This window comes from Actinomadura craniellae, assembly GCF_003289645.1.
Classification (GTDB): Bacteria; Actinomycetota; Actinomycetes; order Streptosporangiales; family Streptosporangiaceae; genus Actinomadura_D; species Actinomadura_D craniellae.
On the sequence record NZ_QLYX01000004.1, the window covers coordinates 356,800 to 379,561 of the forward strand.

Annotated in this window: 25 protein-coding genes; 4 read left to right on the forward strand and 21 right to left on the reverse strand. The window is 72.7% G+C overall.

The window, feature by feature from the left end:
- Nucleotides 1-67: 67 nt before the first annotated feature.
- The 4 genes from DPM19_RS11280 to DPM19_RS11295 form a co-directional block, all read right to left on the reverse strand.
- Nucleotides 68-772, reverse strand: coding sequence for a demethylmenaquinone methyltransferase (locus DPM19_RS11280; protein ID WP_111865900.1), 705 nt, complete (start codon nucleotides 770-772; stop codon nucleotides 68-70).
- Nucleotides 773-932: 160 nt separating this feature from the next.
- Nucleotides 933-1,406 carry a TIGR00725 family protein gene (locus DPM19_RS11285; RefSeq protein ID WP_111865903.1) on the reverse strand — a complete coding sequence of 158 codons (474 nt, stop codon included), beginning with the start codon at nucleotides 1,404-1,406 and terminating at the stop codon, nucleotides 933-935.
- A 58-nt stretch (nucleotides 1,407-1,464) separates the two neighbouring features.
- The gene (locus DPM19_RS11290; protein WP_111865906.1) at nucleotides 1,465-1,704 is read right to left on the reverse strand and encodes a DUF4229 domain-containing protein; all 240 of its coding nucleotides are present in this window, start codon (nucleotides 1,702-1,704) and stop codon (nucleotides 1,465-1,467) included.
- Nucleotides 1,705-1,717: 13 nt separating this feature from the next.
- Nucleotides 1,718-2,749, reverse strand: a complete 1,032-nt coding sequence (locus tag DPM19_RS11295; protein WP_111865909.1) for a threonine ammonia-lyase — start codon at nucleotides 2,747-2,749, stop codon at nucleotides 1,718-1,720.
- 239 nt (nucleotides 2,750-2,988) lie between these two features.
- Here DPM19_RS11295 and DPM19_RS11300 point away from each other — a divergent pair, with 239 nt between their 5' ends.
- A complete protein-coding gene (locus tag DPM19_RS11300; RefSeq protein WP_111865912.1) occupies nucleotides 2,989-3,192 on the forward strand; it encodes a BldC family transcriptional regulator in 204 nt (67 codons plus the stop codon).
- Nucleotides 3,193-3,217: 25 nt separating this feature from the next.
- On the opposite strand, the gene DPM19_RS11305 is transcribed toward DPM19_RS11300, so the two are convergent.
- Nucleotides 3,218-3,466 carry a hypothetical protein gene (locus tag DPM19_RS11305; RefSeq protein WP_111865914.1) on the reverse strand — a complete coding sequence of 83 codons (249 nt, stop codon included), beginning with the start codon at nucleotides 3,464-3,466 and terminating at the stop codon, nucleotides 3,218-3,220.
- Nucleotides 3,467-3,475: 9 nt separating this feature from the next.
- Nucleotides 3,476-4,384 (reverse strand): hypothetical protein, encoded by a 909-nt coding sequence (locus DPM19_RS11310; RefSeq protein ID WP_233510037.1) that lies wholly within the window; start codon nucleotides 4,382-4,384, stop codon nucleotides 3,476-3,478.
- Between the two features lie 129 nt (nucleotides 4,385-4,513).
- On the opposite strand from DPM19_RS11310, the gene DPM19_RS11315 reads away from it, so the two are divergent.
- On the forward strand, nucleotides 4,514-4,801 hold the full coding sequence (locus DPM19_RS11315; RefSeq protein ID WP_111865919.1) for a PLDc N-terminal domain-containing protein: 288 nt from the start codon (nucleotides 4,514-4,516) through the stop codon (nucleotides 4,799-4,801).
- Between the two features lie 91 nt (nucleotides 4,802-4,892).
- Here the strand turns inward: DPM19_RS11315 and ccsB are convergent, their stop codons facing one another.
- From ccsB to hemL, 7 genes are all read right to left on the reverse strand, one after another.
- Nucleotides 4,893-5,867: a c-type cytochrome biogenesis protein CcsB gene (ccsB, locus tag DPM19_RS11320; protein ID WP_111865921.1), complete on the reverse strand. Its 975-nt coding sequence runs from the start codon at nucleotides 5,865-5,867 to the stop codon at nucleotides 4,893-4,895.
- A gap of 5 nt (nucleotides 5,868-5,872) precedes the next feature.
- Entirely contained in the window at nucleotides 5,873-7,471 is a 1,599-nt protein-coding gene (resB, locus tag DPM19_RS11325) for a cytochrome c biogenesis protein ResB (RefSeq protein ID WP_111865924.1), read from the reverse strand.
- Nucleotide 7,472: 1 nt separating this feature from the next.
- Nucleotides 7,473-8,168, reverse strand: coding sequence for a cytochrome c biogenesis CcdA family protein (locus DPM19_RS11330; protein WP_111866384.1), 696 nt, complete (start codon nucleotides 8,166-8,168; stop codon nucleotides 7,473-7,475).
- A 201-nt stretch (nucleotides 8,169-8,369) separates the two neighbouring features.
- Nucleotides 8,370-8,957 carry a TlpA family protein disulfide reductase gene (locus DPM19_RS11335; protein ID WP_325050214.1) on the reverse strand — a complete coding sequence of 196 codons (588 nt, stop codon included), beginning with the start codon at nucleotides 8,955-8,957 and terminating at the stop codon, nucleotides 8,370-8,372.
- Nucleotides 8,958-9,006: 49 nt separating this feature from the next.
- Nucleotides 9,007-9,645 (reverse strand): histidine phosphatase family protein, encoded by a 639-nt coding sequence (locus DPM19_RS11340; RefSeq protein ID WP_111865927.1) that lies wholly within the window; start codon nucleotides 9,643-9,645, stop codon nucleotides 9,007-9,009.
- 68 nt (nucleotides 9,646-9,713) lie between these two features.
- A complete protein-coding gene (locus DPM19_RS11345; RefSeq protein WP_111865930.1) occupies nucleotides 9,714-10,604 on the reverse strand; it encodes a LysR family transcriptional regulator in 891 nt (296 codons plus the stop codon).
- A gap of 42 nt (nucleotides 10,605-10,646) precedes the next feature.
- Nucleotides 10,647-11,942 (reverse strand): glutamate-1-semialdehyde 2,1-aminomutase, encoded by a 1,296-nt coding sequence (gene hemL / locus DPM19_RS11350; RefSeq protein ID WP_111865932.1) that lies wholly within the window; start codon nucleotides 11,940-11,942, stop codon nucleotides 10,647-10,649.
- 78 nt (nucleotides 11,943-12,020) lie between these two features.
- Between hemL and DPM19_RS11355 the strand changes: the two genes are divergently transcribed.
- A complete protein-coding gene (locus DPM19_RS11355) occupies nucleotides 12,021-13,775 on the forward strand; it encodes a serine/threonine-protein kinase (protein WP_158566759.1) in 1,755 nt (584 codons plus the stop codon).
- Between the two features lie 6 nt (nucleotides 13,776-13,781).
- On the opposite strand, the gene DPM19_RS11360 is transcribed toward DPM19_RS11355, so the two are convergent.
- The 8 genes from DPM19_RS11360 to DPM19_RS11395 form a co-directional block, all read right to left on the reverse strand.
- A complete protein-coding gene (locus tag DPM19_RS11360) occupies nucleotides 13,782-14,414 on the reverse strand; it encodes a bifunctional DNA primase/polymerase (RefSeq protein ID WP_111865938.1) in 633 nt (210 codons plus the stop codon).
- 131 nt (nucleotides 14,415-14,545) lie between these two features.
- Nucleotides 14,546-15,529: a porphobilinogen synthase gene (gene hemB / locus DPM19_RS11365; protein WP_111865941.1), complete on the reverse strand. Its 984-nt coding sequence runs from the start codon at nucleotides 15,527-15,529 to the stop codon at nucleotides 14,546-14,548.
- A gap of 12 nt (nucleotides 15,530-15,541) precedes the next feature.
- Nucleotides 15,542-17,149: a bifunctional uroporphyrinogen-III C-methyltransferase/uroporphyrinogen-III synthase gene (locus tag DPM19_RS11370; RefSeq protein ID WP_267900871.1), complete on the reverse strand. Its 1,608-nt coding sequence runs from the start codon at nucleotides 17,147-17,149 to the stop codon at nucleotides 15,542-15,544.
- Nucleotides 17,136-18,059 (reverse strand): hydroxymethylbilane synthase, encoded by a 924-nt coding sequence (gene hemC / locus DPM19_RS11375; RefSeq protein WP_111865943.1) that lies wholly within the window; start codon nucleotides 18,057-18,059, stop codon nucleotides 17,136-17,138. Before hemC ends, DPM19_RS11370 begins: the two co-directional genes overlap by 14 nt.
- Nucleotides 18,056-19,357 carry a glutamyl-tRNA reductase gene (locus DPM19_RS11380; protein WP_111865945.1) on the reverse strand — a complete coding sequence of 434 codons (1,302 nt, stop codon included), beginning with the start codon at nucleotides 19,355-19,357 and terminating at the stop codon, nucleotides 18,056-18,058. Before DPM19_RS11380 ends, hemC begins: the two co-directional genes overlap by 4 nt.
- 40 nt (nucleotides 19,358-19,397) lie before the next feature.
- Nucleotides 19,398-20,105, reverse strand: a complete 708-nt coding sequence (locus DPM19_RS11385) for a redox-sensing transcriptional repressor Rex (RefSeq protein WP_111865948.1) — start codon at nucleotides 20,103-20,105, stop codon at nucleotides 19,398-19,400.
- Between the two features lie 236 nt (nucleotides 20,106-20,341).
- Nucleotides 20,342-20,611, reverse strand: a complete 270-nt coding sequence (locus DPM19_RS11390; RefSeq protein WP_111865950.1) for a glutaredoxin family protein — start codon at nucleotides 20,609-20,611, stop codon at nucleotides 20,342-20,344.
- Between the two features lie 13 nt (nucleotides 20,612-20,624).
- On the reverse strand, nucleotides 20,625-21,839 hold the full coding sequence (locus tag DPM19_RS11395; RefSeq protein ID WP_111865953.1) for a putative quinol monooxygenase: 1,215 nt from the start codon (nucleotides 21,837-21,839) through the stop codon (nucleotides 20,625-20,627).
- 212 nt (nucleotides 21,840-22,051) lie between these two features.
- Here DPM19_RS11395 and DPM19_RS11400 point away from each other — a divergent pair, with 212 nt between their 5' ends.
- Nucleotides 22,052-22,711 carry a sigma-70 family RNA polymerase sigma factor gene (locus tag DPM19_RS11400; protein ID WP_111865955.1) on the forward strand — a complete coding sequence of 220 codons (660 nt, stop codon included), beginning with the start codon at nucleotides 22,052-22,054 and terminating at the stop codon, nucleotides 22,709-22,711.
- Nucleotides 22,712-22,762: the final 51 nt, after the last annotated feature.

The window sequence follows — 22,762 nt, forward strand, 5'->3', positions numbered from 1 at the left end:
TCTATGCCTACTTCGGGGTTTACGAGCAAGCGACCCCGTACTTGGTTTGGACCGGTCTATCCGTTTTTCACGTATCGGGCCGGCGCCCGTGGTGGAGGGCCGCCACGCCGAACGTCAGGTCGCGCCAGCGCACCGACGCCCAGCCCGCCTCCTGGAGGCGCGTCGCCAGCGTCGCCTGGTCGGGCCAGGCGAGGGTCGACTCTGCCAAATAGTTATAAGAGTCTGGGTTGGAGCTGACCCTGGCCAGCAGCGGCAGCCCGTACCTCAGGTGCATCCGGTGCCCGAACCCCAGCAGGGCGTTGGACGGGTGACTGACCTCGCACACCACGATCCGGCCCCCCGGCCGGGTGACCCGGTACATCTCGCGCAGCGCCGCCACCGTGTCGGCCACGTTGCGCAATCCAAACGAGATTGTCACCGCGTCGAAAGCCCCGTCGGCGAACGGCAGCCGCAGCGCGTCCCCCGCCACGAACCGCAGCCCCGGCGTGCCCGCCTGGCGGCGCGTCCCGACCCGGAGCATCCCCAGCGAGAAGTCACACGCCACGGTACGGGCCCCGACTTCGGCGAACGGCACCGCCGAGGTGCCCGTGCCGGCCGCCAGGTCGAGCACCCGCTCACCGGCCCGCGCGTCCACCGCCCGGACCACCGCACGCCGCCACCGCCGGTCGCTGCCGCCCGTCATCAGGGTGTTCAGCAGGTCGTACTTCTCGGCGGTGCGGTCGAACATCGCCGCCACGTCGGCGGGCTGCTTGTCCAGGGAGGCGCGGGTCATGCCCGCCAGCCTAGGGCGTGCCCGGCCCGCCATCGACGCCCGGGAACCCGCGACCGGAAGACCCTCAGGCCGGCACCGCCCGCGGGAATCCGGAGGAACGACGGCCGTCACGGAACGGAGCTTCCCACCGGTCCCGCATCGGCAGGGGTCGCGCAGGTGGTCAAGACCACAGCCCGGTGCGGCGGATGGCCTCTTCCGGCGTGGTGGCGTGCCTGATCCCCGGAACGGGGTTCCCGTCCTGGTCGTGGAGTCGCCAGCCGCCGAGCTGGACGACCGGGGCGCGGCCCCGGCGCATCGCCAGGGCCAGTTCGGACAGCGTCCCCCAGGAGCCACCGACCACGATCACGGCGTCGCCCGAGTTGACGATGATGTTGTTGCGGGCCTCGCCGACCCCGGTGGGGATGGCGATGGTCAGGTCGGGGTTGGCGCCCTCCCGGTCGGCCCGGGACAGGATGCCCACCACGGTCCCGCCCGCCGCCCGCGCCCCGGCCGCCACCTCGGCCATCACCCCGGTGTAACCACCGCAGATCACCACGGCTCCCCGCTCGGCCAGCAACCGGCCCAGCTCCCGGGCGTGCCGCCGATCGTCCTCCGTACAGTCACGCGGCCCGCAGACCGACACCTGAACGGCCACCCGGCACCTCCTCCGCCGACCTTACTTAGCGGGCGAGTCCAGCCAGACGCGCGGTCCCTCAGGCGTCCTCTTTGCCGGGGGCTTCGTCGAACAGGCGCTTGCGGGTGCGCAGGGTGTCGGTGACGGTGGCGGACATGGCGTCGCGGCGGGCCGACAGCAGGACGAAGCTGACGAGGCCGCTGACCACCAGGGCGAGCAGGAGCAGCAGGACGCCCCGGGCGCCGAACAGGTAGAGCACGCCGAGGGTGGCCACGAACAGGACCACCCGGGCCGCCGTGTAGGCGAGTACTGGTTTCATGGCGGTTCCGAGGTTAGCCGAGGGGGCGGAGCGGGTCAGCCTGTGGGGCGAGGACCCCGGCGAGCAGCGCGGGGTCCACGTTGCCGCCCGACAGGACCGCGACGTAGGCGCTGGCCACCGGCAGGCGGTCGCGGTGGAACAGGTAGGCGGCGACGGCGACCGCGCCGCCGGGCTCGGCGACCAGGCGGGCCTCGCCGGCCAGCCGCCGCATCGCCGTGCTGATCTCGTTTTCGCCGACCGTGACGATGTCGTCGACGTACTCGCGGATGTGCGCGAACGGCAGGTCGCCCACCCGCTGGACGCGCAGCGCGTCGGCGATCGTGCGGGAGGTCCGCTCGGCGGCCCACTCCACCGGGTGGCCGGCGCGCAGCGAGTCCCGCGCGTCGGCGGCCAGCGTGGGTTCCACCCCGATCACCTGGGCGGCGGGGCGCAGCGCCCGGATCGCGGCGGCGATTCCCGAGATCAGCCCGCCACCGCCGACCGGTACGAGCACGACCTCGACGTCGGGGGCGTCCTCGACGATCTCCAGCCCCACGGTGCCCTGGCCGGCGATCACCTGGGCGTCGTCGAACGGCGGGATCAGCGCGAAGCCGTGCGCCTGCGCCAGCCGCTCGGCCGTGCCGGTGCGGGCCTCCATCGTCGGCTCGACGAAGACGATCTCGGCGCCGAGGGCCTGGCAGGCGGTCACCTTCACCTGCGGGGTGGTGTGCGGGACGACCAGGACCGCCGGGACGCCCATCGCCCGGGCCGCGTACGCCACGGCCTGCGCGTGGTTGCCACTGGAATGGGTGATCACCCCGGCCGCGCGGGCCTCCTCGGGCAGCGCGGCGAGGGCCGAGTACGCGCCCCGCAGCTTGAAGGCCCCGGTCGGCTGGAGCGACTCGGGCTTGATCAGCAGGGGCGGGTCGGCCATCGGGAACGGGACGAGCGGGGTGCGCACCACGACCCCCTGCAATCGGCGGGCCGCCCGCTCGATGGCTTCGAGTCCGACCAGTCCTCGTTGTCGCTCTCGCGCACCTTCATCACGGGTTGTTCCAACCGACATACGAAGAGCCTATGTCGTCGCCATTGCACCGGTGACCCCCGGTCCCCGGCGATACACACCGGGTGTATGGACTTCTGTGAGACGGTTGGTCCCTAAATCCTGTTCACTTGAAGTCATGTGTGCAGCTCGGAAAACTACGGACGGTGATGTTTTCCGAAAACAAGGGAGAAATCGGTCTTGACCCGGCACACTAAGAATCTGTCCACCCGCATCGGAAGCGGGACAAAGGGGGAGAGAACGTGGAGAGTACGAGCGAGCGCCTGCTGACTCCCGGAGAGGTCGCCGCGCTCTTTCGGGTCGATCCGAAGACCGTGACCCGGTGGGCCGCGGCGGGTCGGATCAGCAGCATCCGCACGCCCGGGGGACACCGCCGGTTCCGCGAGTCGGAAGTGCACGCGCTGCTGCGCGGAGAAGAGCCCGTACCGGAGCACTCCGGCCGCTGAACTCTCGCGCGGGTTCGAAGACAACTCACGGGGCCTCGGGGTGTTCGGCCTCCTTCCACTCTTCGAACTGCCGGCGTAGAGCCTCGTCGTCCTCCCGCCACCGGCGTCGTTTCTCTTCCAGTTCCTCTTCGGTCACCGCCTGGTCGAGGAGCCGGGTGTAGTCGGGGTCGTCCGGCCCGATGTCCACGTAGGCCTGGCCGATCACACGCCCGTCCTCGCTGGTGGCGCTGTGCGGAACCCGCAGCTTGCCGTTGGGAAGTCTGATCACGTACATCGATCAACCTCACAGCCCGTAGCGGCGGTTGAAGAAGAGCATCACGTTCAGCGCCACCCGGATGTTCCCACCGAGCATGTCCACCAGGGCGGGCCGCTGGCGGGCGGCGATGGCGGCGAAGGCGTCCGCGAAGAACTCGCGGCGGCCCAGGTCGCCCGGCTGCTGGTGGAAGTCGCTGGCAAAGTGGGGCAGGCACTCCTCGTACAGCGCCCGGAAGGCGGGGCTGTCGGACTGCCAGCCCTTGTCGGGGCCGTCGATGTCGTCCAGCGCGTGCCCGACCTCGTGCATCATCACGTCCGGGGTCGGGGACGGGCGGTCACCCACCACGATCTTGCGGTCGCCGTACGCGCCGGCGCAGATGTCCCAGGTGGCCCGGCCCGACGGCAGCGGGCGGTCCTTGAGATGCCCCATGTGGTCCAGGTCGGGGACGCCGCCCGGCCCGACGTAGATGCCGTCCAGTTCGGCCGCCAGCCGGCCCTTGAGCCGGTCGGGCAGTTCGGCGAGGCTGTCGACGGCGCGGACCACCTCGGGCGGCGGCAGCTCCTCGACGTCCCACTGCCGGATCAGGACGCTCTCCAGCATCCCGCAGTGCCGCCGGCCGTCAGCGCGGGCCGGCGAGTCAGGTGGACGCGGCGCCACCCCCGACAGGTCGTCGTCGAGCTCGAAATCATCCCAGCGGGGCCGTTCGGCGGGCCGCCGGCCGCGCCGGCCCTCGGCGTCGAGGACGGCCGGAGCGTCGCCCTGCTGGGCGCCGTCGCGCCCGGCCCGGCGGAAGCGGCCCACCCGGTCGCGGGGCTGCGCGGCACGTGACCGGGCCCCCTGGTGCTCGGAGGGAGGCGGTGCCGGGGACGAGGCCGGGATCGTCTCCAGGCCCGCCTCCCTGACCGTCTCCAGCGGCGTGCGGGACTTTCGTCTCATGCCCCTGTACCGCATCTGGCTCCCTCTGACTGCCATGGTCGGCTCGGCCTCCGCTCAAGGCCCACTGGCAGGGTATGCCCCTCGCCGACACGGCGTCATCCCCGGAAATCGCGAGCTACCCTGCGTAGCATGCTGTATGCCCTCCTCGCCCTGATCGTGCTCGCCACCTGGCTGTACTGCCTGTTCGACGTGATGACCACCGATGAGCGGGAGGTTCGGCTGCTGCCGAAGTTCGGCTGGCTCCTGGTCGTGCTGCTCGGCCTGCACATCGGTTCCGCGGCCTGGCTGCTGTTCGGCCGGCCGCGGCGCGAGGTCGTGGAACGGCCGTCGGGGCCGCCTCCGGAGGCGCCGCGCGGCCCCGATGACGACCCCGACTTCCTGCGTTCCCTTGATCGCCGAATTCAGGACGAGGACTGAGCCCAATTCCCTAGAGCCGAAAGGCCGGGAAATTGTCAGCTCCGTGATAACTCGACACTCATGACGGACTCATGAATGCCACAGATAACGATCAGCCGCCGGCGTACGAGTGCAGTCCCGAGAACAAGTAGTTCACCCCGAAGAAGTTGAACAGCAAGGCCGCGAAGGCCAGCAGAGAAATGATCTGCGCGCGGCGGTTCCAGCCGGCGGTGGCCCGGGCGTGGAGGTACGCCGCGTACAGCACCCAGGTCACGAACGACCAGATCTCCTTGGGGTCCCAGCCCCAGTAGCGGCCCCACGCCTCGTCGGCCCAGATCGCGCCGGCGATGATGGCGAAGGTCCAGATCGGGAAGACGAACATGGTCACCCGGTTGGCCAGCCGGTCCAGCGCCTCGCCGCTCGGCAGCCGGCTCCACAGGCCGGTGACGGCGTCCCGGGCCTCCCGCTTCGCCACCGGCAGGTAGAGCAGGGTGGCGACGCCCGCAACGGCGAACCCGCCGGTGGAGACGATCGCCGCGGTCACGTGGATCGCGATCCAGTACGACTTCAGCGCCGGGTCCACCGGGCCCGCGTCGGTATAGAACCAGATGACGTCGACCCCGAGGGCGACGATCGCCAGCACCATCACGAACGCGCCGAGGAAGCGCGCCTTCTCCCGCCAGAGCACCACCAGGTAGGCGGTCACCGCGGCCAGCGCGATCGCGGCCAGGAACTCGTACATGTTGGCCCACGGCCAGCGCTGCACGGCCAGCCCGCGGGTGACCAGGGAGCCCGTGTGCAGGCCCCAGCCCAGCACGGTGAACAGCACCGCGAACCGGCCCCAGTCGACCTCGCCGCGACCGGTCCCCGGCTCCGTACCGGTCTCAACCTCAGCCTCGATCTCGGCTTTGGTCTCGGCCTCGGCGGAACCCGCGGCGCCGACCAGGACCTTCCGCTCGGCCGCGGCGGCGGCCCGCCGGTGCCCGAACGCCAGATCGGCCGCGTAGCCGAGCATGGCGGCCACGTAGGCCAGCACCGTGCCCAGCATGAGCTGATCGCTCAGTTTCGCGAGCTCGGGGTCGACCATGCTCGTCACTCCTTAGGTTCTTCGGTGCTCTCGGCGTCCTGGACGCCCTCGGGGCCGCGCAGGGCCGCGACGATCTCGTCGAACTCGGCGGTGGGGTGGCCGAGGGTCAGCCCGCCGATCTCGACCACGGTACTTCCGCCCGGGGCGCCACTCGCGCGGACCCACACCCGGCGCCGGCGGACCATGAAGGACACCACGAGCCCCAGGATCGCGGCGATCGCGGCGGCCAGGGCGGGCAGCCGGCCCGGGTCACGGTTGATCGCGAGGGTGATCCACTCGCGGCTGCCGTCGAAGGTGATCGACCCGGCCCCGTCGGGCAGCGTGAACGTCTCGCCCGGCGCGAGGATCTTCTGCCCGCCCCGGATCGGCTGGAGCTTCTTGCCGATGCCTTCGAGCTTGTAGACCGACTGCGGGATGCCCGAGTTCAGCCCCAGATCGCCCTTGAACGACATGATCGACACCCGGGGCTGCAGCGCCTCCGGGAAACCGGAGACGATCTGCCGGCCCGACGCGTCCGGCACCGCGGTGGGCCAGAACACCCCGTAGAAGCCCAGCTGCTCGGGCTGCGCGTCACCCGCCTTGATGACGCCCTCGGACGTGAAGTTGCGCTCCTCCAGCGGCAGGAAGGGCACCGCGCCCTGGTAGGCGATCTGGCCCTTGCCGTCCCGCACCGTGAAGACCGGCGCGTAGCCGTGGCCGAGCAGGTACACCTTGGCCCCGCCCACCTCGAGCGGGTGGTTGACCCGCAGGTCGTAGCGGCGCTCGGGGCCCGAGGGGGTCTCCCGGTAGCGGACGTCGGCGGAGAAGTGGGTCGGCCGGCCGCGCCGCTCGCCCTCCCGCACGTAGGTGCCGGTGAACTCGTTCAGGGTGAACGAGAAGGGCGCCATCCGCTCCGGCGAGAACCGGCTGCCCGGCTCGAACCGGTCGTACCAGGCCAGCGAGTTGGAGAAGCCGGTGCCCTCGGTGACCAGCATGTTGCCCCGGTAGCCGAACGCCGAGCCGAACCCCACCGCGAACAGCAGCGCCAGCAGCGCCAGGTGGAAGACCAGGTTCCCGGTCTCGCCCAGGTGGCCCTTCTCCGCGGCCACCGAGCCGTCATCGCCGTCCACCCGGTACCTGCGCCGCCGCAGCGCCTGCCGGGCCTCGGCCAGCACCTCGGCGGCGTCCCGGTCCGTCTCGAACGACGCCGACTGCGGCAGCCGGTCCAACCGCCGCGGCGCCGCCGGCGGCCGGGCCCGCATCGCCTTCAGGTGCTTGCGCCCGCGCGGGATGACGCAGCCCGCCAGCGACACGAACAGCAGGATGTAGACGGCGGCGAACCAGGGCGCGGCGAAGACGTCGAACATCGACAGCCGGTCCAGCCAGGGCGCCAGCGTCGGGTGGTCGGTGAAGAACTCGGCGACCTTCTCGGGGGCCTGCCCGCGCTGCGGCAGCACCGAGCCCGGCACCGAGCCCAGCGCCACCAGGAACAGCAGGACCAGCGCGGTGCGCATGGAGGTGAGCTGCCGCCAGCCCCAGCGCAGCCAGCCCAGCGGGCCCATCCCCCCGGGCCGCGGCGGCGGGGCGGGCTCGGTCACGGGGTCGGCCGCCGTCGTTTCCGTCATCTCAAATCACCGTCTCGAAGCCGCCGATCCACGACCGCAGCCAGATGGTCAGGTCACCCCACAGGCCGGTCACCAGCAGCACGCCGAGGGCGACGAGCATGCCGCCGCCGACCCGGGTGACCGCCCCGTAGTGCCGCTTCACCCACCCGAAGGCGCCCAGCGCCCGGCGGTAGGCCAGCGCCGTGATCACGAACGGCAGGCCCAGGCCCAGGCAGTACGCCAGCGACAGTACCGCCCCCCGGACCGCGCTCGCCTCGCTGAACGCCAGCGACTGGACGGCCGCCAGCGTCGGCCCGATGCACGGCGTCCAGCCCAGCCCGAACAGCACGCCCAGCAGCGGCGCCCCCGCCAGCCCCGCCGCGGGCAGCCGCCCGGACTTCACCGTGCGCTGCAGGCCCGGGAGGAAGCCCATGAACGCCAGGCCGAACACGATCGTCAGCACGCCCAGCACCCGGGTGAGCGGGTCCGCGTACTCCAGCAGCCACCGCCCCAGCCCGCCGAACGCCAGCCCGGCGCCGACGAACACCACCGAGAAGCCCGCGATGAACAGCACCGCCCCGGCCAGCAGCCGGCCGCGCCGCTGCTCGGCGAGGTCCACCCCCGACATGCCGGTCACGTACGACAGGTAGCCGGGCACCAGCGGCAACACGCACGGCGACACGAACGACACCAGCCCGGCCAGCATCGCCAGCGGCATGGCCAGCACCAGAGACCCGCCCAGAATGACTGTGCTCACTTGGCGCTCGTTCCTCGCGCTTGTCGCGGCGCCTTCGGCGCGCCGTCTTCCCTCGTCGCGGTGAAGATCGCTCGTTCCTCACGATCTTCACCGCTCCTCAGTCCAGACGGCGCGGGCGCCGCTCCCGGACCGCCTCGCTGCGCATCGACTGGGACTGCCATGTCACTTCTCCGCTGTGACCCGCGTGAGCAGGGGGGTGAGGGCGGAGTAGGTGGTGGGGCCGATGATGCGGACGGCGACGCGGCCCTGGCGGTCGAGGACCAGGGTGCTGGGGACGGCGTTGGGGGGGACGTCGCGGAAAGCCAGGGTGAGTCGGCCATCGGGGTCGAACAGGCTGGGGTAGGTGACCTTGAAGCCGCGCTGGAAGGCCCGGGCGGGCTCCTTGCCGTCCTTGATGTCGATGCCGACGAACTCCACGCCGCGCGGCTTCTGCTCGGCGTAGATCTTCTCCAGGGTGGGCGCCTCGCCCCGGCAGGGGGCGCACCAGGAGGCCCAGAAGTTGACGACCACGACCTTGCCGCGCAGGTCGGCCAGGTTCAGCGGGCGGTCCTCCAGGGTGCTGCCCGAGACCTGGGGGCCGGCCTTGCGGTCGGCGGGGGTGATCACCTGGGCGCTGCCGTCGCCGGCGACGAACCGCGAGTCGCCGGTGGTCGCGCCGGTCTGACCGCCCGCGCAGCCGGCGAGCAGCACGGGCAGCAGGGCGAGCCCCAAAGTGGCTACTGCCAGGGCGCGGAAGGCTCGGGGAATCAACCGACTCTCCTACTACTACAAGATGTAGTACTTCACTGTAGTGCCTGGGTCAGGCGCCGGGGACGGTGGGGCGCTTGACCAGGCCCCCGGCCGGTTCGGCGTAGTCCACCGAGACCAGGCGGTCGCCGTCGAAGGTCAGGCTGGTGACGCTGGCCAGCTCGCACTGGCGGCGGGCCGGGTGGTGCCACAGGCGCTGCTTCTCGGCCTTGCGGCGGAGGATCCAGATCGGCAGCTGGTGGCTCACGCAGACCGCCTCATGCCCGCGGGCCTCCGCGCGGGCGCGCTTCACCGCGGCGACCATCCGCGCGGCGATCTCCTCGTAGGGCTCGCCCCAGGACGGCCTGACCGGGTTGATCAGGTGCGGCCAGTGGTGGGGGCGGCGCAGCGAGCCCCGGCCCACCCCGAAGGTCAGCCCCTCGAACCGGTTGCCCGCCTCGATCAGCCGGTCGTCGAGCAGCACCGGCAGCCCGATCATCTCGGCCAGCGGCTCGGCGGTCTGCTGCGCCCGCTCCATGGGCGACGACAGCAGCGCCTTGACGTCTCGGGAGGCGAACCACTTGGCCGCCGCCTGCGCCATGAGAACCCCGTTCTCACTGAGCTGGTAGCCCGGCAGTCGCCCGTAAAGGATGCCTTCTGGGTTGTGCACCTCGCCGTGCCTCAGCAGGTGAACGATCGTCTTCTCACTCATGGCCTCGCCAGACTACCCGCGCCGCGGAACCGTACCCGCCGGGGGCCGTCCCCGCTGGTCCGGCGGTGTCACGCGGCGGCGCGGAACGCCTGGAGGGCGGCGCGGATGGCCGGCCGGCGGGTGGCCTGCTCCCGCCAGACGGCGTAGACGCTGCGGGACGGCACCGGCCGCAGCTCCACCAGGCGCACCCCGGCGGGCACGTCGCAGCGGCCCAGCCGGGGCAGGACCACCGCACCCAGCCCGGCCGCGGCCAGGGCCAACTGGCTGGAGAGCTCCTGTGCCATGTGGTCGATGTGCGGCTCGCCCCCGATGGTGCGCAGCGTGTGGGTCAGCCAGTCATGGCAGATCGTGCCCGGGGCGTCGCAGATCCACGGGTCGCCGGAGAGCTCCTTGAGTTCCACGACGTCCCGGTCGGCCAGCGGGTGGTCGGCGGGCAGCGCGACGTCCGCCACGTCCTCGCAGATGCCGCCCCGGAGCAGGCCGTCGGGGATGGACAGCGGCCGGTTGCCCCAGTCCTGGACGATGGCCAGATCGAGGTCACCGCGGGCCACCATCGGGACGCTGACGACCGGATCCTTCTCGTTGAGCACCACCCGCAGCCCCGGGTGCCCGGCGCGCAGCGCGGCCAGCGCGGCGGGGGCCAGCCCGCGGGTCGCGGTCGGGAAGGCCGCCATCGACAGCTCCCCGACCACCTTGCCGCGATGCGCCTCCAGGTCGGCCTGGGCCTGCTCCACCAGCGACAGGATGCGCTCGGCGTGCGAGACGAGCAGTTCGGCGGCGTCGGTCAGGCGCACCCCGCGGCCGTGCCGCTCCAGCAGCTTCTGGCCGGTCTCCCGCTCCAGCTTGGCGAGCTGCTGGGAGACGGCCGAGGTGGTGACGTGCAGGACGTCGGCCGCGGCGCCGACCGAACCGTGGACGGAGACGGCGTGCAGCGCGCGCAGCCGATCGAGGTCGAGCATGAAGCGATACTAAAACCGTCCGCCCCGATCATCCAGACCTGGTCAACCCTGGACGGCCGCCGCCGCCCGGGCCGCGTGCGGCAGCGCCTCGACCACCCGCTCCAGCGCCGCGTCGTCGTGCGCGGCCGACAGGAACCACGCCTCGTACGCCGACGGCGGCAGGTAGACGCCCCGCCGCAGCGCCTCGTGGAAGAACGCGGCGAACGCCCGGGTGTCCTGCCGCTGCGCCGCGGCGAAGTCGCCCACCGCCGCGTCGGTGAAGAAGACCGAGAACAGGTTGCCCGCGACCTGGAGCCGGTGCGGCACGCCCTCCTTGGCCAGCGCCTCCGTCGCCGCCCGGGCGACGGTCGCGGCGGCCTGGTCGATGGTGGCGTAGACGTCCTCGGTGGCGTTGCGCAGGGTGGCCAGCCCGGCCGCGGTGGCCAGCGGATTGCCCGACAGGGTGCCCGCCTGGTAGACGGGACCGACCGGCGCGAGCTGGTCCATCACCTCGGCCCGGCCGCCGAACGCCGCCGCGGGCAGCCCGCCGCCCATCACCTTGCCGAAGGTCACCAGGTCGCCGGCGACCCCCTCCAGCCCGTACCAGCCCGACCGGCTCACCCGGAACCCGGTCAGCACCTCGTCGATCACCAGCAGCGCGCCGTACCGCTCGCAGAGCGACTTGAGCAGCCGGTTGAAGTCGGGGATCGGCGGCACCACGCCCATGTTGGCCGGGCACGCCTCGGTGATCACGCAGGCGATCTGCCCGCCGTACTCGGCGAACGCCTCCTCCACGGCGCCGACGTCGTTGTAGGGCAGCACGAGCGTGTCGCCGGCGGCGGCCCCGGTGACCCCGGGGGTGTCGGGCAGCGCGAACGTCGCCACGCCCGAGCCGGCGGCGGCCAGCAGCGCGTCCACGTGGCCGTGGTAGCAGCCGGCGAACTTCACCACCTTGGCCCGGCCGGTGAAGCCGCGGGCGAGCCGGATCGCCGACATCGTCGCCTCGGTGCCGGAGCTGACCAGCCGCACCCGGTCCACCGGGGTGCGGGCCGCGATCTCCTCGGCGAGCTCGACCTCGCCGGGGGTGGGCGCGCCGTAGGAAGTGCCCCGCCCGGCCGCCGCCCGGACGGCCTCGACGACGGCGGGATGGGCGTGCCCGAGGATCATCGGCCCCCAGGAGCAGACGAGGTCGACGTACTCCGTACCGTCCACGTCCGTGAGGTACGGGCCCCGGGCGGAGGCCATGAACGCCGGCCGGCCGCCCACCGCGCGGAAGGCGCGGACCGGGGAGTTGACACCGCCGGGGGTGACTTCCTGTGCGCGGTTGAACCATTGCTCGGAGTGATCGATGCCAGTCACCGGACCAGTCTCTCAGTTCCGGTTTGATGACGGCCCTTGACCCGACGTATAACCGGCCGATATCCCACGAACATGCCCATGAGCGGAGGCCCGGGGACCCCGCCGGGCCGGGCGACCGGAGGGAAGCACAACGTGGTGGACGGCTGGACGGCCCCTGGTTTCACGCACCGGCAGGAGCTCGGGCGAGGCGCCTGCGGGCGGGTGGTGCTGGCCGTGGACGACGAGTCCCAGACCGCGGTGGCGATCAAGTACCTGAACGAGGATCTGCGGCAGGACGGCCGCTTCCTCGAGCGGTACCGGGCGGACGCGCGGCGGCTGTCCCAGCTCGAGGATCCCAACGTCGTCGATCTCTACGACTTCCTCGAACTGCCCGAGGGCTCCGCGGTGGTGATGGAGCTCGTCCAGGGCGTCAGCCTGGCCCGGATGCTGGCCGCCCAGGGGGCGACCGGCCCGCTGGCCGCCCTGTCGGTGCTGGGCGGCACCCTGCTGGGCCTGGCCGCCGTGCACTCCGCCGGCGTCCTGCACCGCAACCTGCGGCCCGCCGAGATCCTGATCGACGAGGCCGGCAACGTCCGGCTCACCGACTTCGGTCTCAGCCCCGGCGAGCCGCCCGGCACCGCCGACTACCTGGCGCCCGAGCTGTGGAGCGGCTCCCCGCCGAGTGAGGCCGGCGACCTGTACGCGGCGACCGTGGTCTTCTTCGAGTGCCTGACCGGGCATCGCCCGTTCACCGGGCGGAACAACTCCGCGCTGGCCAAGGCGCACCGCGAGGGCCCCATCCCGGTGGAGGAGGTGCCCGGCCCGCTGCGCGAGCTGATCTCCCGGGGCCTGGCCAAGGACCCGGCCGACCGGCCGGCCTCCGCGGCCGACTTCGCCGAGGCGCTGGAGGAGGCCGCCCGGTCCGCGTACGGACCCGCCTGGGAGGCCCAGGGGCGCAGCAGGCTGACGGAGATGGCCGCCGCGACCGCCGCCCTCCCCCCGCCCGATCCGGCCCAGCAGCGGGCCGCTGACCGCTCCCGCGGGTCCGGTTCCCACCGCACCGTGGGCGGCGAGAAGGGCGGGCGCCGCCGGTGGCCGTGGGCGGTCGGGGCCGCCGTGCTCGCCGTCGCCGCGGCCGCCGGCGGGGCGTACGCCCTCACCGGCTCGTCCGGCGGGTCGGACGGGCCGCCACCTTCCCCGCCCGCCTCGTCCCAGCCCGCCGCCGCACAGCCGACCACCCCGGCGCCCGGGGCCGTCGCCGGCGCCGACCTCGCCCGGCAGGTCACCACCGCGGTGACCGCCCGGCGCAGCGCGTCCTTCGTGCACCGCGGGCCCGGCGTCAGCGCCCGCGGCGCGCTCCAGCTCGACGCCTACGACATGACCGTGTCCGGTGCCCAGGCCGCGCTGCGCCGGCCCGCCCGCGCGATCGTCCTCGGGACGGTCGTGTACGTCCGGGTGGGTTCCGCCTGGCGGCCCGTGCCGGTCGCCCAGGCCACCGGCGCGTACGCCGGCCTCGCCGCCCGGGCCCGGGAGGGCGGTTCGGTGCGGGGCGTCATCGCGCTGCTGCAGTCGAGCACGTCGATCCAGCAGACCGGCGGGGCGGCGGGGCAGCCCGGCAACCCCGTCTACCGGGGCACCACCCCCCTGGCGGGGCTGGGCGGGACGCCGGTCGCCGGGCCGCTGTTCACCCGTCTGGCCGGAAGCGGCCAGGCGAGCTTCGTGATCGAGCTGGACCGCACCGGCCTGCCGCTGAAGGTGCAGTACTCGGTGACCGGGCCGGACGGCCGCGCGCAGACCTACCGCACCCACTACGCGAACTGGGGGCGCCGGGTGGCGATCGCCCGGCCCCGCTAGGAGCGGCTAGGAGACGTCCGCGAGGACTTCCAGCAGGCGCAGCGGGTCGGGCAGGGGGTCCCGGCCCGGGGCGCGGAGCCAGGCCGCCTCACGGCCGTACGGGAGCACCGACGGCGGGGCCACCACGTAGCTGTCGCGGCAGTGCCAGCGCATCCCGGGCATGTCTGCGACGGTCTCGGGCAGGCAGTCGAGGTTGGACGACCACCACTCGTCCTCGTCCACCGGGGCGCCCCGGGTCGCCACGAAGAACAGGTGCCGCTCGCCGCCGACCGAGGCCACCGGGCCGACCGGCAGGTCCTCGGCCTCGATCCGGGCCAGCGCCGCGGCGCCGACGGCGGCGGGGACGTCGAAGACGTCGAAGACCCGCCCCGTGGGAAGGACGATGTTGGCCTGCGGCTGGTCGGCCCACCAGCGTTTCAGCACCGCCTGGTCGACGGTGGCCTGGAGCGCCCAGGCGGCCGACAGGGGGTGCGCGGCGGGCGACGGGCAGCCGACCCGGTCGCAGGAACACGCCCGGTCGCCCCCGGCCATCGGGGACGCCGCCGGTACGCAGGCCCACCCCCGGTCCGCGTAATCGCGTGCGGCGGCGATCATCCGGTGCCGAGCCCGTTGCCGCCTGCCCCCTGTGACTGCCAACATGTTCGCTCCCCCCCGCGGGCACGTCGGCCCAGGTCCGCTCGCTACCCCCGATGATGGCGAACGCCCCGCCGCGGCATTCATCCAACCCCCGGAAACGGCCCCAATTGACTACGGGGCCGATGATCCTCCGGTCACGCCAGCCGGCGGGCGACCTCGGTCGCCCAGTAGGTCAGGACGATGTCGGCCCCGGCCCGCCGGATGCCGGTCAGCGACTCCATGATCGTGCGGTCGCGGTCGAGCCAGCCGTTGGCCGCGGCGGCCTCGATCATCGAGTACTCGCCGCTCACCTGGTACGCCGCCACCGGAACGTCCACCGTGTCGCGGACCCGGCGGACGACGTCGAGGTAGGGCCCGGCGGGCTTGACCATGACGATGTCGGCGCCCTCGTCGAGGTCGAGCAGCACCTCGCGCAGCGACTCGTCGGCGTTGGCCGGGTCCTGCTGGTAGGCCGACCGGTCGCCGAACTGCGGCGCGCACTCGGCGGCCTCCCGGAACGGGCCGTAGAACGCCGAGGCGTACTTGGCCGAGTAGGCCATGATCGACACGCTGGAGTGGCCGGCCTCGTCGAGCGCGGTCCGGATGGTGCCGACCTGGCCGTCCATCATGCCGCTGGGGGCCACCACCGCGACCCCGGCCTCGGCCTGGGCCACCGCGATCGAGGCGTACCGCTGCAGCGTCGCGTCGTTGTCGACCTCGCCGGACCCGGTGAGGATGCCGCAGTGCCCGTGGTCGGTGTACTCGTCCAGGCACAGGTCGGCCATCAGCACGGTGGCGTCGCCGAGGTCGGCGGACAGGTCGCGCAGCGCCCGCTGCACGACGCCGTCGGGGTCGTCGGCGGCCGAGCCCGTGCCGTCCTTCTCCGCGGGGACGCCGAACAGGATCAGCCCGCCGACGCCCGCCTCGGCCGCCTCGTGCGCGGCCTTGCGCAGCGTGTCCCGGGTGTGCTGGACCACGCCGGGCATCGAGCCGATCGGGTGCGGCGCGGAGATGCCCTCCTTGACGAACATCGGCAGGATCAGGTCGGCCGGGGCGAGCCGCGTCTCGGCGACCAGCCTGCGCAGCGCCGGGGTGCGGCGCAGCCGGCGGGGTCGGACGACGGGGAAGCCGGGGGACATCTCGGTTGTCTCCTACCTGCGGCGCCGGGCGCCGCGGCGCATCTGGCTGGGCTTGCGGAGCGGGTCGCCGGCCTCGACCTGCGCGGCCCTGCGCCGGGCGCCGAACTCCGCCAGCGCCTCGGCCAGCGCCGCCACGGAAGCCTTCTCGGCCATCACGTCGACGCGCAGCCCGTACTCCTGGGCCGTCTTGGCGGTCTGCGGGCCGATCACCGCGATCACGGTCACGTTGTGCGGCTTGCCGGCGATCCCGATCAGGTTGCGGACCGTCGAGGACGAGGTGAACAGTACCGCGTCGAAGCCGCCGCCCTTGATCGCTTCGCGGATCGGCTGCGGCGGCGGCGCGGCCCGCACGGTGCGGTACGCGGTGACGTCGTCGCACTCCCAGCCCAGCTCGGTCAGCCCGGCGAGCAGGGTGTCGGTGGCGATGTCGGCGCGCGGCAGCAGCACCCGGTTGATCGGGTCGAGGTCGGGGTCGTAGGGCGGCCAGACCTCCAGCAGCCCCTCGCTGGACTCCTGGCCGGTGGGCAGCAGGTCGGGGTGGACGCCGAACTCGACCAGCGCCGCCGCGGTCTGCTCGCCCACGGCCGCGACCTTGAGGCCGGCGAAGGCCCGCGCGTCGAGACCGTACTCGATGAACTTCTCGCGGATCGCGCGGACCGCGTTGGTGGAGGTGAAGACCACCCACTCGTACCGGCCGGTGACCAGGCCCTTGACCGCCCGGTCCATCTGCTGCGGGGTGCGCGGCGGCTCGACCGAGATGGTCGGGACCTCCTCGGGCACCGCCCCGTAGGAGTGCAGTTGTTCCGACAGCGAGGCGGCCTGCTCCTTGGTCCGCGGGACGAGCACCCGCCAGCCGAACAGCGGCTTGGTCTCGAACCAGGAGAGCTCGGCCTGCCGGGTGACCACGTCGCCCACGATGATCATGGCGGGCGCTTCCATGCCCTTGGTCTCGGCGACCAGCCGGTTGAGCGTGGTGACCACCGTCTCCTGCTCGGTGGTGGTGCCCATGCTGGTCATCGCGACGGGGGTGGAGTCGGGCCGGCCCGCGGCCATCAGGCCCTTGGCGACGTCGGCGACCGAGCTCTCGGCGCCCAGGATCACCAGGGTCGCGTCGGGCACGGAGAACCGCTCCCAGTCCACCCCGCCCTCGGCGACGTCGATCACCCGGATCTCGCGGGTCCGCGCGTCGGTGAGCGGGATGCCGGCGTAGCCGGGCACCGCGGTGATCGAGGAGACGCCGGGCACGAACTCGAAGGGGATGCCGGCCCGGGTGCAGGCGGCCGCCTCGCGGGCGCTGTCGCAGGACACCCCGGGGTCGCCGGCGAACAGCCGGACGACCCGCCGGCCCGCCTCGGCGGCCCCGGCGACCAGCCGTACCGGGTCGTCCTCGGCGGTGTCGAGGATCTCGACGCCGTCGCGGCAGCGCGCCAGCAGGTCGGGGTGGCAGCGGGCCTGGTTCACGACGACGGTGTCGGCCCGGCTCAGCTCGTCGGCCGCCCGCAGGGTGAGCAGCCCGGGGTCGCCCGGGCCCATCCCGACGAACGCGACCGTGCCCGTCCCGGGGCCGGTCGTGGGGTCCGTGGCCTGGTCGGTCTCGGTCTTCTTGCTAGCGGGGCTCAATGTGCCGCTCCCCCATCAACTGGTCGGCCCCCTCGGCGAAGAGGCGGGCGGCGAGATCGCCGCCCAGCCGCGCCGCGTCCTGCGGGTGGCCGCTTGCGGATAGCCGCACCTGGCGGGTGCCGTCCAGGGCGACGACGTTGGCCGTCAAATGCAACTTTTGTTCTACTTCGGCAGCGTATGCTCCCACGGGCGCGGAACATCCCGCCTCCAGCGCCGCCAGGACCGTCCGTTCCGCGGTGACGGCGGCCCGGGTCGCCGGGTCGTCGACCGCGGCCAGCAACTCGGCCAGATCCGGCCGGTCCGCGGCGCACTCGACGGCCAGCGCTCCCTGGCCGGGGGCCGGCAGCATCTGGTCCGGGTCGAAGATCTCGGCCGCCTCGTCCAGCCGGTCGATCCTGCTCAGCCCGGCGCAGGCGAGCACCACGGCGTCCAGCTCCCCCTCGGTCACCTTGCGCAGGCGGGTGTCGGCGTTGCCGCGGATCGGCACCACCTCCAGGTCGTGGCGGAGCGCCCGCAGCTGGGCCATCCGGCGCGGCGACCCGGTGCCCACCCGCGCCCCCCGCGGCAGATCGGCGAGCTTGGCCGACCCGCACAGGGCGTCGCGGGGATCCTCGCGCTGCGGGACGGCGGCCAGCGTGATACCCACGCCCGGGGCGGTCGGCAGGTCCTTCAGCGAATGCACCGCGAAGTCCACCCCACCCGACAGCAGCCGCTCTCGGAGCGCGTTGACGAAGACCCCGGTGCCGCCGATCTGCGCCAGCAGCGCCTTCGAAACGTCACCCTCGGTCGTTACCCCGACCAGTTCCACCGCATACCCGGTACGGCGCGACAGCTCGTCGGCGACGAGCTGCGCCTGGGTGACGGCCAGCAGGCTCTTGCGGGTGCCCAGCCTCAGCGTTCTCGCGCTCATGGGTCGGTTCCTTCGATATCGGCGCGGGCGACGGCCTCGGGCGCCTGGGGGTCGAGGTCGAACAGCTCGCGCAGCGCGGTCGCGTACGCGTCGCCGCCGGGTGCCGACGCGAGTTCCTTGACCCGCACGGTCGGCGCGTGCAGCAATTTGTCGACCACCCGCCGGACGGTCTGTGCCACCTCGGCGCGGGCCCGGTCGTCCAGCTCGGGCAGCCTGCCGCCGAGCCGGTTCAGCTCGGCCTCGACGACCTGGGCTGCCTTGCTGCGCAGGGCCACCACGGTAGGGGCCACGGCCGCGGCCCGGGCGGCATTCAGGAAGTCCGCGACCTCCTCGGCGACGATCCGGCGGACCGCCTCGGTCGCCTCCGGGCCGATCGCGCGGGCCGCCTCCTCGGCGGTGCGCAGCTCCTCCAGGCCGGCCAGGGCCGCTCCAGGCAGCTCGCGCACCCGGGGGTCGATGTCGTGCGGCAGCGCCAGGTCCAGGAAGAACCGGGGCCGGTCCGCGGGGGCGAGCCGGTCGGCGTGCACCACCAGCCCGGGGGCGCCGGTGCAGGAGATCACCAGGTCGGCGTCGGCCAGCGCGGCGTCCAGCCCGGACAGCTCGATCGCCCGGGTCCGCTCGTACTGCCCGGCCAGCCGGACCGCGCGGTCGTGGGTGCGGTTGGCCACCACGATCTCGCGGACGCCCGCCCGGCTCAGCGTGGCCACCGCCAGCGCGCTCATCGAGCCGGCGCCCACCACCAGCGCGCGCGTCCCGTCCAGCGGGCCGAGGTGCCGGGTCGCCACTTCCAGGCCCACGCTGACCAGCGAGGCCCCGGCCCGGTCGATGCCGGTCTCGGCGTGCGCCCGCTTGCCCACCCGCAGCGACCGCTGGACGACCTCGTGCAGTTCCCTGCCGACGGCCTCCTCCTGCTGGGCGAGCTTGAACGCGGCGCGCAGCTGGCCGAGTATCTGGCTCTCGCCGACGACCATCGAGTCCAGCCCGCACGCCACCGCGAACATGTGCTGGACGGCCCGGTCCTCGTAGTGCACGTAGAGGTGCCGGGCCAGCTCGTCGAGGGGGACACCGGAATGCCGGGAGAGCATCTCGGTGATCGCCGAGACCCCGCCGTGGAACTTCTCCACCGCCGCGTAGACCTCGACCCGGTTACAGGTTGAAACGATCATTACTTCGGCCACGTACGGGGAGCCCGCCACATCGTTCAGCAGCTTGACCAGGTCGTCGCCCGTCGCCGCGGTGCGTTCCAGCAGCGGCACCGGGGCGCTCCGGTGGCTCAGGCCCACCACCAGCACGCTCATCTGATGGCCCTTCTCTCGACTCCCCCGAGCTTGTGCTGACTCACAGTTCGACCGCCTCGACGTATTCGCGTTCTACCTGCTCACCCATCGGGCCGCCTGCCTTGCGTTGCTCGTGGAAGGCCAGAATCTGCAACTCGATCGACAAATCGACCTTACGCACGTCCACGCCGTCCGGTACAGACAGCACGATCGGAGCAAAGTTCAGCACACTGGTCACGCCGGACGCGACTACCCGATCGCACACTTCTTGGGCGGCCACCGCCGGGGTGGCGATCACCGCGATCGACACCCCGTGCTCCGCGATGACCGTCTCCAGCCGGTCGATGTGCTCGACGTCGATGCCGGCGATGCGCTCGCCGACCAACCGCGGGTCCGCGTCGAGCAGGCTCGCCATGCGGAACCCCCGGGAGGCGAACCCGCCGTAGCCGGCCAGCGCCCGGCCGAGGTTGCCGACCCCGATGATCGCCACGACCCAGTCCTGCGTCAGGCCCAGCTCGCGGGAGATCTGGTAGATCAGGTACTCGACCTCGTAGCCGACGCCCCGGGTGCCGTAGGAGCCGAGGTGGGACAGGTCCTTGCGCAGCTTCGCGGAGTTCACCCCGGCCGCGGCCGCCAGTTCCTCCGAGGACACCGTGGCGATTCCCCGGTCCTGGAGGCTGTGCAGCGCGCGCAGGTAGACCGGCAACCGCGCCACCGTCGCCTCGGGGATGCCGCGCTCGGCGCGGCTGCGATTCTGTCGTCGTGTCACGGCCTGCTCTTCGGATCGACGCTCGTGGCTGTCCGCGAGGGCCGTCGGCCGGGCCGGAAGCCCGTTCAGCCCGGCCGCCCAGGCTTCCTCCAGGTTAAGGCCTTGTGAACGAGTGCACAAAGTCGCCTACGCGAGGGGCTTCGTACCGGCAAATCCCTACAACGACGGCAAACCCCTGATCGGAGCATGGCGGGAGAGGCCCGCGAGGCCGCCCGGCCGGCCCGCGGTGTGACGTATCAGACACCGCGGGAGGACCGGACGGCCGCGTCGAGCGCCGCCCGCAACCGCCCCTCGTCCACCCGCCAGAAGTCGTGCTGCACCCCGTCGATCAAGGTCACCGGGATCTGCTCCCAGTACTCCCGGGTGTCCTCCTCCGACAGGGTGATGTCGCGCTCCTCCAGCACCACCCCGCGGCCGGCGTAGTCGGCCAGCACCGTTGTGATCACCGCCCGCGCGTCCTCGCACAGATGGCAGCCGGGCTTCCCGAGCAAGGTCACGGTCGTCAACGGCTCGCTCCTCCTAGTAGTCGGGGGCCAGCGCCGGCGGCGGAACGACCTTGGCGGCGCCGAGGTTCAGCTCGATCACGTTGGTGGCGATCACGTGCGTGCGGCTCTCGGCGAGGAAGCGCGCCATGTGCGGCCGGCGCTGGTGGTCGGCGAACGCGGCCTCGTCCCGGAAGAGCTGGTAGACGATGCGCTGGGTGGGCGCGTTCACCACCTCGTGGCAGGTGAAGATCAGCGTCTCGGGATCTCCGGCGCGGGCGGCCCGGACCGCCTCGGCGACCAGCCGGTCGAACGCCTCCTCGCGGCCGTCGAGCAGCGTGTAGACGGTGATCAGCCCGCGCATCGGCGCGGGCGGCGGGGGCGGGCCGGCGAACAGGTCGGCGCCCACGGTCCCCGGCTCGCCCGGCGGGAACCGCACCCCCGCCGGGGCGCCGCCGGGCGGCACCTCGACCATCGGCGCGGGCGGCGGCTGCATGGTGGGCGCCGCGAAGGTCGCCTGCGCCTCGTAGCCGGTGCGGACGTTGTCGGCGCCGTCGTACCGGTCGTCGTAGTCGTCGTAGTCGTCGTCGTCCAGGGGCGGCTCGGTGCGGCGCGCGCCGAACCAGACCAGCGCCGCGGCCCCGGCCAGCGCCAGCACCGCCAGCAGGCCGGGCAGGAAACCGCGGGTGCCGCCCACCACCAGCACCCCGGCCAGCGCGACGAACGCCACCGGCATGAGCAGGTCGTACGCCTCGCGGTCCTCCTTGCCGGCCCGCACCGCGATCACCCCGGCGCACGCGACCAGCGCGAGAACCGCGATGACGTGCGCCACGTCGATGAGCAGCAGGGGCAGGCCCCCGTAGTGCTCGCCCGGCTTGGGCAGGCTCTTGTCGAAGTCGCCCTTCAGCGGGTCCAGCAGCACGATCACCGCGGCGACCACCGTGTACGAGACCGCGAACAGCCAGGCCGCGAAGCGCACCTGCACGAGGCGGGCCATCAGCTCGACCATGCCGAGCGCCAGCCAGATCGGCGCCAGCAGCGCGCCGCCCAGCTCGATCGCGCGGAACGTCCCGCCGCCGAAGCCCGCGATGAAGCCCAGCCCCATGGCGCCCAGCGCGATGGAGATCCCGAGAAGGGTGAGGGACCAGCCGGCCAGGAAGGGCCGGCGTTCGCTGTTGGCGCGCATGAGGAGCGTCCCCAGGGCCACCAGGGCGGCCAGGGTCGCTGCGAGCGCGAGTATTCCTACGACCATCGCGCCCCATGGTGCCCGATGACGGACCTGTTCGCGTAACCCTGTGCCGAGATCGCTGGACATCTCAGAAGATTGGGCAGCTGTATAACAGATCCGTCTCAACTAGCCATTGCGGCAATACTTGACAGTATCTACAGTGGCTTTCCACGCCGGAGGTCGCGCCCGCCGCGGTTTTCGCTCGGCCACGACCGCATCAGCCCGAGGAGGACTGCATGCGCAGCCTGACCCTCGAAGACCGGGAATCGGTGATCGTCCCGCCGTCCCCGCAGGTCGGAACCCGGGAGCCCCGGGCCGGCGCGCGCCGAACCGCGCGCGTCCCCGAAAGCGACGAGATCAAGCGCCTGGTCCTGCGGGCCCGCGACGGCGAGACCGAGGCCTTCGGCCAGCTGTACGACCACTACCTGGAACTGGTCTACAAGTACATCTACTACCGGGTCGGCACCCACGCCCTCGCCGAGGACCTCACCAGCGACACCTTCCTGCGGGCGCTGCGCCGGATGTCCGACTTCAACTGGCAGGGCAAGGACTTCGGCGCCTGGCTGGTGACCATCGCCCGCAACCTGGTGGCCGACCACTTCAAGTCCAGCCGGTACCGGCTGGAAATCTGCACGGCCGAAACGCTCGAAGGCGACCGGCTGGAGGAGGGGCCCGAGCGGGCCGTCCTCGAATCCATGACCACCGGCGTGCTGCTGAACGCCATCCGGCGGCTCAACTCCGAGCAGCAGGAATGCATCGTGCTGCGCTTCCTGCACGGCCTCTCGGTGGCCGAGACCGCGCTCATCATGGGCAAGAAGACCGGCGCCATCAAGGCGCTCCAGTACCGCGCCGTCCGGACGCTGGGCCGGATGCTGCCCACCGACCTGCGCACCTGAGCGCCCGCAGGGGCCGGTACGGGGCCGGCCGTAACTCCTGCATACTCCCGA

Excerpts from the sequence above, each read along its gene's own strand:
- DPM19_RS11280 (WP_111865900.1), bottom strand. The coding sequence starts at position 772 with ATGACCCGCGCCTCCCTGGACAAGCAGCCCGCCGACGTGGCGGCGATG.
- DPM19_RS11290 (WP_111865906.1), bottom strand. The coding sequence starts at position 1,704 with ATGAAACCAGTACTCGCCTACACGGCGGCCCGGGTGGTCCTGTTCGTG.
- DPM19_RS11295 (WP_111865909.1), bottom strand. The coding sequence starts at position 2,749 with ATGTCGGTTGGAACAACCCGTGATGAAGGTGCGCGAGAGCGACAACGA.
- DPM19_RS11305 (WP_111865914.1), bottom strand. The coding sequence starts at position 3,466 with ATGTACGTGATCAGACTTCCCAACGGCAAGCTGCGGGTTCCGCACAGC.
- DPM19_RS11310 (WP_233510037.1), bottom strand. The coding sequence starts at position 4,384 with ATGAGACGAAAGTCCCGCACGCCGCTGGAGACGGTCAGGGAGGCGGGC.
- DPM19_RS11315 (WP_111865919.1), top strand. The coding sequence starts at position 4,514 with ATGCTGTATGCCCTCCTCGCCCTGATCGTGCTCGCCACCTGGCTGTAC.
- ccsB (WP_111865921.1), bottom strand. The coding sequence starts at position 5,867 with ATGGTCGACCCCGAGCTCGCGAAACTGAGCGATCAGCTCATGCTGGGC.
- resB (WP_111865924.1), bottom strand. The coding sequence starts at position 7,471 with ATGACGGAAACGACGGCGGCCGACCCCGTGACCGAGCCCGCCCCGCCG.
- DPM19_RS11330 (WP_111866384.1), bottom strand. The coding sequence starts at position 8,168 with ATGCCGCTGGCGATGCTGGCCGGGCTGGTGTCGTTCGTGTCGCCGTGC.
- DPM19_RS11340 (WP_111865927.1), bottom strand. The coding sequence starts at position 9,645 with ATGAGTGAGAAGACGATCGTTCACCTGCTGAGGCACGGCGAGGTGCAC.
- DPM19_RS11345 (WP_111865930.1), bottom strand. The coding sequence starts at position 10,604 with ATGCTCGACCTCGATCGGCTGCGCGCGCTGCACGCCGTCTCCGTCCAC.
- DPM19_RS11355 (WP_158566759.1), top strand. The coding sequence starts at position 12,021 with ATGAGCGGAGGCCCGGGGACCCCGCCGGGCCGGGCGACCGGAGGGAAG.
- DPM19_RS11360 (WP_111865938.1), bottom strand. The coding sequence starts at position 14,414 with ATGTTGGCAGTCACAGGGGGCAGGCGGCAACGGGCTCGGCACCGGATG.
- hemB (WP_111865941.1), bottom strand. The coding sequence starts at position 15,529 with ATGTCCCCCGGCTTCCCCGTCGTCCGACCCCGCCGGCTGCGCCGCACC.
- hemC (WP_111865943.1), bottom strand. The coding sequence starts at position 18,059 with ATGAGCGCGAGAACGCTGAGGCTGGGCACCCGCAAGAGCCTGCTGGCC.
- DPM19_RS11380 (WP_111865945.1), bottom strand. The coding sequence starts at position 19,357 with ATGAGCGTGCTGGTGGTGGGCCTGAGCCACCGGAGCGCCCCGGTGCCG.
- DPM19_RS11395 (WP_111865953.1), bottom strand. The coding sequence starts at position 21,839 with ATGGTCGTAGGAATACTCGCGCTCGCAGCGACCCTGGCCGCCCTGGTG.
- DPM19_RS11400 (WP_111865955.1), top strand. The coding sequence starts at position 22,052 with ATGCGCAGCCTGACCCTCGAAGACCGGGAATCGGTGATCGTCCCGCCG.